Source organism: Capnocytophaga sp. oral taxon 864 (genome assembly GCF_002998835.1).
Classification (GTDB): Bacteria; Bacteroidota; Bacteroidia; order Flavobacteriales; family Flavobacteriaceae; genus Capnocytophaga; species Capnocytophaga ochracea.
On the sequence record NZ_CP027232.1, the window covers coordinates 34,374 to 46,565 of the forward strand.

General features: G+C 39.3%; 12 protein-coding genes. All 12 read right to left on the bottom strand.

What is annotated here, in order from left to right; translation table 11 throughout:
• Positions 1-14 precede the first annotated feature (14 nt).
• Positions 15-1,025 (bottom strand): tetraacyldisaccharide 4'-kinase, encoded by a 1,011-nt coding sequence (gene lpxK / locus C3V44_RS00140; protein ID WP_106095118.1) that lies wholly within the window; start codon positions 1,023-1,025, stop codon positions 15-17.
• Complete coding sequence (locus C3V44_RS00145) at positions 1,022-2,023, bottom strand: NAD-dependent epimerase/dehydratase family protein (protein WP_106095119.1); 1,002 nt, start codon at positions 2,021-2,023, stop codon at positions 1,022-1,024. Before C3V44_RS00145 ends, lpxK begins: the two co-directional genes overlap by 4 nt.
• Positions 2,023-2,208 (bottom strand): hypothetical protein, encoded by a 186-nt coding sequence (locus C3V44_RS00150; RefSeq protein ID WP_106095120.1) that lies wholly within the window; start codon positions 2,206-2,208, stop codon positions 2,023-2,025. The genes C3V44_RS00145 and C3V44_RS00150 overlap by 1 nt, the downstream gene beginning before the upstream one ends.
• Before the next feature lie 608 nt (positions 2,209-2,816).
• A complete protein-coding gene (locus C3V44_RS00160) occupies positions 2,817-3,677 on the bottom strand; it encodes a glycosyltransferase family 2 protein (protein WP_106095122.1) in 861 nt (286 codons plus the stop codon).
• Entirely contained in the window at positions 3,678-4,358 is a 681-nt protein-coding gene (locus C3V44_RS00165) for an ABC transporter ATP-binding protein (protein ID WP_009410673.1), read from the bottom strand.
• A gap of 5 nt (positions 4,359-4,363) precedes the next feature.
• Positions 4,364-4,945 carry a non-canonical purine NTP diphosphatase gene (locus C3V44_RS00170; RefSeq protein ID WP_106095123.1) on the bottom strand — a complete coding sequence of 194 codons (582 nt, stop codon included), beginning with the start codon at positions 4,943-4,945 and terminating at the stop codon, positions 4,364-4,366.
• A gap of 70 nt (positions 4,946-5,015) precedes the next feature.
• Positions 5,016-6,848: a DUF349 domain-containing protein gene (locus C3V44_RS00175; protein WP_106095124.1), complete on the bottom strand. Its 1,833-nt coding sequence runs from the start codon at positions 6,846-6,848 to the stop codon at positions 5,016-5,018.
• A 127-nt stretch (positions 6,849-6,975) separates the two neighbouring features.
• The gene (locus tag C3V44_RS00180) at positions 6,976-8,130 is read right to left on the bottom strand and encodes a cysteine desulfurase family protein (RefSeq protein ID WP_106095125.1); all 1,155 of its coding nucleotides are present in this window, start codon (positions 8,128-8,130) and stop codon (positions 6,976-6,978) included.
• Positions 8,131-8,151: 21 nt separating this feature from the next.
• Complete coding sequence (locus C3V44_RS00185) at positions 8,152-8,418, bottom strand: DUF6722 family protein (protein ID WP_009417984.1); 267 nt, start codon at positions 8,416-8,418, stop codon at positions 8,152-8,154.
• Between the two features lie 37 nt (positions 8,419-8,455).
• Positions 8,456-10,315, bottom strand: a complete 1,860-nt coding sequence (locus C3V44_RS00190; RefSeq protein ID WP_009410677.1) for an SLC13 family permease — start codon at positions 10,313-10,315, stop codon at positions 8,456-8,458.
• 38 nt (positions 10,316-10,353) lie between these two features.
• Positions 10,354-10,848, bottom strand: coding sequence for a phosphoribosyltransferase family protein (locus tag C3V44_RS00195; RefSeq protein WP_106095126.1), 495 nt, complete (start codon positions 10,846-10,848; stop codon positions 10,354-10,356).
• Between the two features lie 82 nt (positions 10,849-10,930).
• A complete protein-coding gene (locus C3V44_RS00200) occupies positions 10,931-12,118 on the bottom strand; it encodes a leucine-rich repeat domain-containing protein (protein WP_106095127.1) in 1,188 nt (395 codons plus the stop codon).
• Positions 12,119-12,192: the final 74 nt, after the last annotated feature.

Below are 12,192 nucleotides of genomic sequence, written 5' to 3' on the forward strand. Positions count from 1 at the left end.
TAATTTTTTCGTGTTTATAGATTTTCAAAAACCGTGCCAAATGTATGTTCATCAGTGGGGGTGAGGAATTGCATTGCGATAGGCAGGTAGTACAAGTCTTGCAAATGAGGTTGCAGGCGCACGTAGTCTTTCTCAGTGGTCAGGATTCGCTTGCCTTGCAATTGCTGTATTTCTCTTTTGGTAAAATGATGATGGTCAGCAAAAGCTAAATGCTGAAAATCTGCTCCTTGTTCTTTCAAGAATGTGAGTAGCGGATTCGGATTGGCAATGCCTGTTACCAAAGTAAAAGGTTCTTGAATGAAAGTCGTCAAATATATGTTTTCCATCTCTGAAAATACTTGCTTATCATAGGCAATGGTTGCAAAGACGATAGGACAAAGGCAATGCTTCTGTAAACGCGCTATGAGTTGAGTACGTTCTTTTTCTGACAATGAGGAAGGACATTTAGTTACAACCACTATATCGGCTTGTTGCACTCGGCTTACTACATCGCGGAGTCGCCCCATTGGCAGTAGCCAGTCGTCAGTAAACAGATGTCCGTAAGCGGTGAGCACTATGTTGATTTTTGCTTTTACGGGGCGATGTTGGAAAGCGTCGTCTAATATAATGAGTTCAGGAGGCATAGGCAAGGCGAGCATTCGTTCTACACCTTCTACTCGGTTGGCACAAACAGCTAAGATAATATCCTTAAATTTCCACCAAAATTGGAAAGGTTCATCACCTAAATCTAATACCGTAGAAGTCTTGGTAGCTAATATAAAGCCCCTTGTCTTGCGTTTATAACCACGACTGAGCACGCCCACTCTACGCTGTTTATGCCATCGTCTGATGAGGTATTCCACCATTGGGCTCTTACCTGTCCCTCCTACTGCTACATTGCCAACACAAATAGTAGGTACGGCAAAAGTATGTTCTTTAAAGATACCCACGTTGTAGCACCAATGGCGCAGACGAACTATTGCACCATACAAACACGCCAAAGGGGAAAGAAGTATTTTAAAAAGATATTTTAACCATTTTCTCATAGTGGATATTTTGCACAAATCTCTTGGATTACTTCATCGATATCACTGTATTGAAAATTGATAAACTCTTTTATTTTATTGCCATTATAAGTCCTTATTAAGCCGAGAGCATCGGCTGTTTGGAGAGTGAGGGTTCGTTTTTTGATACCCAAGAAACTCAAAAAGCCGTCTAAACGTGCCAAACGACGCAATACTTTATGAGAAATCTTTTTAGTAGGAGCTTTCACTCCTAATCCTTTGGCTATCTTCTCAAAAAGTGATTGATAAGTAAGATTAGCCGTATTCAGCACAAAGCGTTCTCCCGTAACTTCGGAGAATTGTAAGGCAATCATTGCACGCACTACATCGTCTACCGCGACAAAACCTGTACCTCCTGTGGGGTAATATTTCTGTCCATCAGCTACTTTTTTAAACCACAAGGCAGAGCCTTGTTCAGAGAAATCAGCACCCAACACCACTGAAGGATTTACAATAACCACTGGCAATCCTTCTTGCGAGCCACGCCATACCTCCATTTCGCCACCGTTCTTACTGATAGCGTAATCAGTGTTATTGTCCTCACTATTCCAGTCGTTTTTCTCATCAATAGGTGTGTGAGGCAAAGCCGAAAGGGTAGCTACAGAGCTCACATAACAGAGTTTTTTTACCTTAAAGTCAATACACAAGTTTACGATATTAGCAGTTCCTTCCACATTCACTTTGATGAGCTGAGCAAAATCTTTAGGTTGGTAAGAGATAAAGCCTGCACAGTGAAAAACAAAAGAAACATTCGCAAACGCTTGTTCGAGTGCGGGAATGTTACTTATATCGGCTTCTACCCACTCAATAGAGCGGAATTGTTCCGCTCCATTGGAGGATTGTTGTATAAAAAGTTGTTCGATTTTTTCTAATGAATGGGCATTGCGATAGATAGCCCTTACTTTATGCGCCTTGTTTTGGGTAAGGTGAAAAAGTAAACGACTGCCAATCTGCCCTGTTCCGCCAGTTACTAAAATCATTATTTTTCGTCTAAAAGAATGTGTTTATCAATAAGTTTAAGAGCTATAGGCGAATCTTTTTCGTCGTAGAACTCGAAGGGGTCAAGAATAGAACATACCAATTCTTTACTCACTTGGTTGTTCAGTAGTTCAATAATTTCAGTGGGCAAACTGGTTTGCGTTCTGCCATACTTGTGTTTTATCATTCTTGAACCTTGTTTTTTTAGTTTCTTAGTCGGGGCAAAGATAATAATTATTTGCCAAATATGCCATTTGATGCATAAAAATAACTGAAAAGCATTTAATTAGCAGTGGGGTAGGGGTATCCTTTATATACTATTACTTTTGCAGTATGAGTTTTGCTAAAGTTTCAAACTTTGCTAAAGTTGAAAACACCCAATTGTCTCTCTTCTTACCTCCGTCTTATTTTTATTTTGTGTTCGTTTATTCTTCATCTGCTCGTCCTACTCGCACCGTCATTTGTATGAACATTGCCAAAATTTCAAACTTTGGCAATGTTGAAATCTATTAATAACTCTCTTTTTATGTCTATCTTAGCTTTAACTTACCTTCTACTTAGGTTCGTTCATTGTTCGTTCATTGTTCGTCTTTTGTTTATCTGCCCGTGCGGTTCGCACCGTCTTTTGTTCGTCTCACTTTTCCGTTACTACACTCCCTCTCCTTGGGAGAGGGCTGGGGAGAGGATATTTTGTTTGTCTTTTGTTTGGTTACTCTTTGTTTAGTTGCCTGTCCTGCTACGACTTCGCATCATTATCGATTTAGTATTATTGGCATTTTTGATATTATTGCTTTTTCATTTTTTGCTTTTCACTACTTTACTGAAAATCCCTTTCCATCGGTATTGTCTTACCCATTTACCTTCTTCAGGAGTGAGTAAGTAAGGTTGTTTTTCTTGTTTAGCTTTATAAAATCCTTTGCAATAATCTAAGAAGAGTTTACCATTGCGTTTTCTTATGGCTAATTTTATGGCAGCGAGTAAAGTGAGGAAGAAACCGTATCGCAGACGGTAGAAAACGCTTCCTTGCAGGTAACGGGCATTGCTTTTATAGCCAGCACCTGTCGGGCGTAGGTGTTTTACGTGAAGAGTATCGTCAGTTTGTACTGTCCAACCGTGGTAGCGCGCCAATAGCTCATCGGCGGTGTCCCAGCCCATAGCTATTTTAAGTCCACCTATAGCTTCAAAACACGCCTTCCGATAAGATTTTACAGCACCTCTTAGGTGGTCTTTATTAGTGAGATTCTCAAGTACCCAAGAGCCATTTCTCTCAATATAACAAAAGCCCCCAAACATTCCCAACTGTGGATTTTCATTGTATTGCTGGCACATTGTTTCGAGATAGTTGTTAGGGAAGATGAGGTCGGCATCAAACTTGCAAATCACCTCTACGTCTTCTTTTAGGTAAGGAAGCCCATAGATAAAAGTCTGCACTATTTTAGCCCCTGGTAGATGTTCCCCCTTCTCACTGCGTTGCACCAATTGTACTACGGGATATTGGGTAGCAATTTGGTTCACTACCTCAGCAGTGGTATCGTTAGAACCGTCGTCTACTACTATAATTTGATAGGGAAGATAGGTCTGATTTAGCAGAGATTGCAAGGTAATACCAATGCTTTCAGCTTCGTTATAAGCAGGGATAATAATTCCGATATTCATTTACTTAGCGCTATCAGTTTCTATAAGTCCGTCTTTTAAGCGGACAATCCGTTTGGCATACCGAGCAATGTCTTCTTCGTGGGTTACCAAGATAACGGTATTCCCTTTTTGGTAGATTTCGTCAAAAAGGTTCATTATTTCATAAGAAGTTTTAGAGTCAAGGTTCCCAGTAGGCTCATCGGCTAAGATAATTGAAGGGTGGTTTACCAAAGCTCTCGCTATAGCTACTCTTTGGCGTTGCCCTCCTGATAGTTCATTGGGTTTGTGAAGCATACGGTCTTCTAATCCCACTAATTTCAGTACTTCTTTAGCGCGCTCGTGTCGTTTTTCTTTCTTAACGCCTGCGTATACCATAGGTAAAGCTACATTGTCTAAAGCCGTAGTACGTGGCATTAGGTTGAAGGTTTGAAATACGAAGCCTATCTCTTTATTGCGAATGTCGGCTAATTCCGAGTCGCTCATCTTGCTTACATCTTTACCGTTCAGAATATACTCGCCTGAGGTAGGCGTATCTAAGCACCCTAAGATGTTCATCAAAGTAGATTTACCAGAGCCCGATGGTCCCATAAGGGCAAGGTATTCTCCCTTCTCTATAGATAGGTTGATGCCTTTCAGTACGTGCAGTATTTCAGACCCTAATCTAAAATCTCGTTTGATATTTTTAATCTCTAATAAACTCATTTTTCTTACTGAATATTTTGGTTTAAGAAATGTAATAGCTTTCCAAAGGCTTTCCCACGGTGGCTGATACGGTTCTTTTCTTCTTGGGTCAGCTCGGCAAAAGTTTGGTCAGAACCCTCAGGAATAAATATAGGGTCATACCCAAAACCGTTAGTGCCTACAGGAGTAGTGCCTATATGTCCCTTTGCGATACCTTCAAAAGTATATATAGAGCCATCTAAACATAAAGCAATAATCGTTTTAAACTGAGCCTCTCTGTGTGAGATTCCTTCCATATTCTTTAGTAGCAAATACATATTTTCTGCATCGCTTTTGTGCTCACCTGCATACCGTGCCGAATATACCCCAGGAGCATTGTTTAATGCCTGTACTTCTAAGCCTGTATCATCGGCAAAAACGTTGCAATGATAATGCTCTTTGATGTATTGAGCTTTCAGCAAAGCGTTGCCCTCAATAGTAGTAGCAGTCTCGGCTATATCGTCATTGCAACCTATGTCGCTCAAACTTAGTAGTTCGATATTTTTAGGTAAAAGGGCTTGTATTTCCTTTAATTTATGCTGATTATGGGTAGCAAACACTAATTTCATACAGATATAAAACTCGAAAAGAGGTTACTTAGCAAGCATAACCTCTTCTCTAAATATGAAAACAATAAAATTATTCCTTTTCTTCTATTTTTTCTTCAGAGGCTTCAGCTAATTGTGTTTTTTGCAAATGCTTTAGCTCACGAAGTTTATTTTCCCACGTTTTAAGAGCTTCTTTTTGGTTGTTGATGTTCTTAATCACATCGCGTACTAATGGGTTCTTCTCGTCGATATTACCAAAGAAAGCTAAGTTGTTTTCTAACTGTAGTATCTCCGATTTGAGTTCATCGATACGACGTCTTACAAAAATCACCTCATTGTTAAGGGAGTTCTCGTTATCATCGTTGATAAGTCGTTCTAACTTGTTGTTATACTTGATAAGCTCAATTTCTTGCTTATCAAAATTGAGTTTCTTGTACAGTGCATCGATAATCTTATGGAATTTGATGTCGATGGTTCTCTTAGAATGATGAGTGTTTCCTATAGCATTCCATTCATTCACAAAGTTTTGTAAGGTTGCTATCTCTTTATCTCTATCGGTACCTAATTGATATTCTTTCAGCTTATCCAAAAAGGCTTTCTTTTGTTCAAGCGCATCAGACTCTTTATTTTTAGAATGCTGAATAGTCTCAGCAAATCTACTGAAATACGTATCACAAGCTCTCTTGAATTCCTTCCAAATTTTTTCGGTATTTCTAAGAGGAACGCTTCCTATTTCTTTCCACTCTCTCTGAATGTTCTTCATCAGTTCAGTAGTGGTTTCCCAATCGGTGCTATTTTGGTTAGCTTTTGCTATTTCTAATAAGGCTAATTTCTTAGTGAGGTTCTCTTGTTGCTCTTTTTTGAGTGTTTTGTAAAATTGGTTCTTCTTCTTGTTAAAAGCACGTAAAGCTATATTGAAAGATTTCCATACCTCATCAGCTTGTTGTAAAGGTACTTTTCCTACATTTAGGAACGACTGACGTAAATCTTCTACTTGCTTAGAAAGCTGTTTCCAAGCGCTGTGAGTAGTAGGCTCTTTCTCACCGAGTTTCTTAATCCGCTCAATGATGCCTTGCTTCTTCACTGCATTTTCTTCGTATATCTTATCTAAGTTTTTGAGGTAATATTGGCGTTTGTCGTGTATTTTCTTGGTAAGTTCACTGAAACGTTGCCATATGCTTTCGCGGTGTTCTTTATCTACAGGGCCTATTTCCTCTTTCCAAACACGGTGTAACACTTGTAGCTCACGAGAGGCAATGAGAGCATCTACGTCGTCTTGGGCAAGTGCTTCGGCACGCTCAATAATTTTTAGTTTTTCTTCTAAATTGCGCTTAAAGTCGATGTCACGTAAGTCTTTGCTGAGGTGGATAAAGTCATAGAAATTCTCTACGTGGTGGTGATAAGTATTCCACAAATCCTCATAATCGGCATTAGAGACGGCTCCTGCTTTGCGCCAACGCTCTTGCAATTGTTGAAACTGCTTGAAGGTAGTACCCAAATGTTCTTCCGCATTGAGAAGGCTTTTGAGTTCTTCGATGATTTCTCGGCGTTTAGCAAGGTTTTCTTTATGGGTTTTCTCAATCTCTTTATAGTATTGATTGCGCTTTTCGCGATAATCGTTGAAAGCGGTGTAGAATTCTCTATAAACAGGAATTTCGTAAGAAAAATTATATAATTCTCCTCCGTCGGCTATGAACTCTTCTTTTTTCTCTTCTACAAGAGCGTCGTATTTTTTGTCGAACTCATAACGAATAGCGTCCACTTGCTTTTTGATAGCTTGGGTTTTCTCAGTTTGGAGTAGTTCTTTTAGTTCTTTGGTTAATTCACTAAGAGACATTGCCTCATAGTTTACTAATGACGCATCTTCTAAACGGTTGTCCTCGCGGTTATCCTCTATGGCTAATGTGTTTTTTTCCTCTGACATATCTAAGATTTAAATGCAACTATTGTTTAAAAACGCTACTAAATTACAACAATATTTTGAATTACCTACTATTTTTCTGTAAATATTTTTCTGCTTAAAGTGTAATAGAAATGTAAGTAGTTTATTATCAGTAATTATTATGGGGAATTTCTTTAAGGCTTTCGATAAGAAAATCGACGTCTTTTACTGTGTTAAAGATGGAAAAAGAGCATCTGAGTGAGGGATATTGTAGAGCTTCCTCAGGTAAAAAAGCCGATAGTACGTGAGAGGTTTGCACGCTTCCACTCTGGCAAGCACTCCCTTTGGAACAAGCTATGCCTTTTAAGTCTAACTGAAAAAGCAGGGTGCTATTTTGGTTTTTCAATAAGGGAAAACCTATGTTCACAATGGTGTAACTGCTTTCGTCTAAAGTATCCGACATTCCGTTAAATACCGCCTCTGGGAAATGATGTTTGAGTTGTTTGATAAAATAACGCTTCAGGTCTTTGAGCTTTTCAGTGTTTCTATCTAAATTAGTGTATGATAGACTAAAAGCAACTTCCATTCCTACTATATTATGAACAGCTTCGGTACCTGCACGCAAGCCTTTTTCTTGTTCGCCCCCTGTGATACTGCTGTGTAGCGCAATACCTTTTCTAATAAAAGCAAATCCTACTCCTTTAGGTCCGTGAAACTTATGAGCTGAAGCCGTAATAAAGTCGGCAGGGATTTCCTCCAAATCGATAGGGTAATGCCCCACAGACTGTACGGTATCTGAATGGAAATAAGCATTGTATTGTTTACAGAGTACAGTTACTTCTTTTAAAGGTAGAATGTTCCCTATTTCGTTGTTTATGTGCATTAGGCTCACCAATACCTTTTTTTCAGTATATTGCTGGAGCAAGTATTCTAAATGAGAGAGGTCTACGACCCCTTTGTTAGTAAGGTTTACGTAAACTATTTTTATAGGATATTCTTTGGCTAATACCTCTAAGGTATGCAAAACAGCGTGATGCTCTATTGGGGAAGAAATGACAACTTGTACACCTAAATCGTGCACACAACTGCGCAAGATAAGGTTATTAGCTTCAGTACCCCCTGAAGTGAAAATAATTTCAGAGGGTGAAGCTTTCAGTTGTTTAGCTATTTGCTTGCGACTATATTCAATAAGCGACTTGGCTTTACGCCCAAAGGCGTGTGTAGAAGAGGGGTTGCCATAAGTATCCCTCAGTACTTCCGTCATCTTCTGTATTACCTCTGGATAGACGGGGGTAGTAGCCGCATTATCGAAATAGACTTTCATAGTTTTGAGAGGAAGAAATAGTTATGCTCTGTTAGAAGTTGTATTATTTCTGCTATTATTGTTCTTGCGATAGTTTTTGTTGCGGTTGTTATTGTTGTTTTTATTCACCGCTCCTTTTTTCTGTTTAGAGAGGAAAAGCCCTACTATAAGAGCTAAAATAGCTACAGTAAAAGCGCACCAATAAGCATCGTTGCACGCGAAAGTTGAGTTGAATAGTGGAGCGATTAATAAGCCCGCAAATACGTATTTAGAAACGTCTAACAAAAAATCTGAAATTCTTTTTTTCATTCTTTACTTTTAAAAATTTCGGCAAAGATACAACTTTTTATTGAAATGGGAATAATAATGGCAATACGAATACCATTACAATCCCCATAATGATTTGCAGAGGTAAGCCCACTTTCACGTAATCCATAAAAGTGTAACGCCCAGCCGACATTACTAATGCATTGGGCGGAGTGGAGAAAGGAGAAGCAAAACACATACTCGCACCTACGGCTACTGCAAACATAAAAGCGTGGGGTTGTAAGCCTAACGATAAGGCGGTTTTAATAGCAATGGGAGCCAAGAGTACGGCTGTAGCGGTATTGCTGATGAACATCGTCATAAGCGAAGTAGTAAAATACACGCCTGCCAAGAGTATGTACGGACTCTTATCGCCTAAACTCCCTACTAATGCATTCGATACTAAGGCTGATACTCCTGTTTTTTCCAAGGCTAATGCCATAGGTAACATACCTGCAATGAGTACAATACTCTCCCAGTTAATCGTCTTATAAGCAGCTTCAATATTGCGCAAAGCTCCTGAAATAACCATCAATAAAGAGGCGATAAGCACAGCAGTAACGGGTGCTATGGGGATAAAATCAAACATCATTGCGACTACCATTCCTACCATTATCAGCGCAGCAATAGGAGCTTTGTGGGTGAGGGTTACCTTAGAAGCCTCGGCAAGAGGTTGCCCTAATACTACCAACTGACTGCGTTCAGCGTCCATTTTAGCAATGTGCTCCCAAGTTCCTTGCACCAATAGTATGTCGCCAGCGTGCATCTTTTCGTCTTTTAAGTTTTGCAAAATATAGTTATCCTTGCGCTGAATACCTAAGATATTGAGCCCAAAGTGTTCGCGCAGTTTGCTATCACTGATGCGAGTGTTTACCAATTTCGAAGCGGGCATTATCAGTACTTCGGCTATGCCTATATCGTGGAAGTGCAACTCGTTAGGCAAGCGTTGTTCGGGATGGTGTGTGTCGAGAAAATTTAAGTGATTTTCGGCGTTCATTTGTTCAATCGACTCAAAGCTACCGCGTAAATAAAGAATATCTCCTTCATAAATTACGGTATCAGCATTTACTACCTCTTGGTTGCCTGTTTTGAAAAAAGGATTGTTAGAAGTAGGTTTGCGCCTGATTTCTAATACCGAAATGTGATAACGTTGCGAAAGGTTGATTTCTTTGAGCGTTTTACCTATAAATAAAGTGTTTCCTTCTACTAATACGCGGTATAAGTTGTTAGAGAGTTGATATTCACGTACCAAATCAGTAAGTGATTTGCCATTTCGGTTCCCTTCTTGCTTAGAATCACCTTTTTTAGAGAGAAAAAACTTACTGGTGGGAATTAAAACTAACAGTCCTATTGCCAAACACACCAATCCCACTGGAGTAAAGGAAAAGAAAGTGAGTTTATCGTAGCCGTTTTTCACTAACTCTCCATCGATTACCAAGTTAGGAGGCGTACCGATGAGCGTCATCATACCGCCCATACTACTGGCAAAAGCCATAGGCATCAGCAGGCGACTACTGTTGATGTTACCACTCATTGCCATACTCACCACTATGGGCATCATCAAGGCTACCGTACCTGTATTGCTTACAAAAGCCCCGATAAAAGCCGTAACGAGCATTACCAAGATAAGGAGTTTTACCTCGCTATCGCCTGCCAAGCGTAAGATTTTACTGCTCATCATCTTTGCTAATCCCGTTTGGAAAATAGCGCCTCCTACCACAAAGAGCCCTATCATCATCACTACTACCTTGTCCGAAAAGCCCGATAAAGCTTGCTCAGGGGTTAATATGCCAAAGAGCACCAAGAGCACTAAGGCACACATAGCTACCAAATCGGAGCGCACCTTCCCGCTCATAAAAAACAAAGCCGATATAAAAAGAATGATAAGAGTGGTATACATAACAAATTAGTTAATTAGCAAATGAACAGATTAGCTTATTAATTTGATAAATCAACACTATACTTACTTGTGTCGAATGTTACCGAAACGTGTTCTTGCAGTGAAGTAGATAGTGATATGCCTTTAAAATCGGCTTTTACAGGATAGTCCTTGTGATTACGATTAACTAATACAGCGGTAGTAAGTCGCTTTAAGGGGACTTCCAAGAAGTGTTTTACCCCATAGATGAGCGTACGTCCTGAATTGAGCACATCGTCTACCACTATCACTGCTTTATTGGTGTATTGTTCCGCAGGAATAGAAGTAGCAGTGCCTGCCAATGGGTTGTTCTTATCCATTATAATTTGGCATAAAACTACTTTCAGAGGGGCTATACTTGCAAGTGCTACTGCAAGTTTCTCAGCAAACACATAGCCATTGCCATTAATGCCTGCCAGCACAATCTCCTCTTCATTGAGGTGTGTTTCGTAAATCTGATAAGCAATCCGTCTTATCTTGTGTTCAATATCAGTGTGGTTTAATATCTGTGTCATTGTATGCTTTTTTATATAATGTACCAAAGATACAAATTGTATTGCTAAAAAGCAAGAAAAAATAGGTTATCTATCAAATAACTTATTTAATAGCTTGTATTTTATCGGCAAATTTGTTCCAACCATCAGCCTTTTTATAAGTCTCTACACTATTAGCAGGCACATAAATAGCATTAAGCGGAGTATCGCTAAAAGTACCAGGCCAACTGTCGATATTTATGGTGGGAGGTGTACCTCCTTTTAAAGTAACCGACTTTAATCCAGGACATTCAGCAAAAGCATTATTTCCTATACTTTTTACGGTATTAGGAATAGTAATAGAAGTTAAACCGGCAGCCAAAAAAGTTTTTTCCTCAATGCTAGTAATACTATTATTATCGGGGAAGGTGAACGATTTCAATGCAGAACACAAACTAAAAGCACTTTCTCCTATATTTGTTACAGTATTAGGAATGGCAATAGAAGGTAAGGACTTACAAGAACTGAAGGCACCACTACCTATGCTTGTTACGGTATTAGGGATAGTAACCGAGGTCAAAACTTCACAATTCATAAAAGTAGAATCTTCAATTTTTGTTATTCCCTTAGGAATTACTATAGAGGTTATAGTCTTACAGTTTGCAAAAGCACCCTCTCCTATGCTTCTTACAGTAGTAGGAATAACTAACGAAGTAAGCTTTTGACAATCAAAAAAAGCCCATTTCTCTATACTTGTTACCGTAGTAGGGATAGTAAACGATTTTAAGGCAGGGCACGAAAAAGCGCGCTCTCCTATGGTTACTAAACCTTTGTCAGGAATAGTAATTTTGGCTAAATTGGTACATTGGGAAAAAGCCGCATATCCTACGCTTGTAACACTGCCCGGGATAGTAACCGAAGTTAAGGCTCCACACCACGCAAAAGTACCCTCTTCTATGCTTGTTATCCCCTCAGGAATAACAATGGAAGTTAATTTTGAACAGCTCTTAAAAGCACATTTCCCCATTTTCTTTAAGCCTTTGGGCAAAGTCACTGAGGTTATTTCTCGGTGTTCTGCAAAAGCATAATCTGAGATAGCAGTTACTTTGCTCAGCATCTCGTCTGCTGCCATATCAATGGTAGTTTCTTCATCAGTAAGCCATTTCACTAATGTTGAGCCATCTTCAGTAATTTCAAAATTCTCGTAAATCTTAGTTTTTGGCTCCTTAGGAGCATCATCGCCCCCTTTCCCACAATTGCTAACAGTCAGTGCTACTAGCACTGCTACTGCTATAAGAATAACTTTTCTCATTTGTTTTTAATTATTAATCTTCTTTCCTACTCTGTTAAAGGCTTTTGGGATATTCTCCACAACTTATAAAGTAC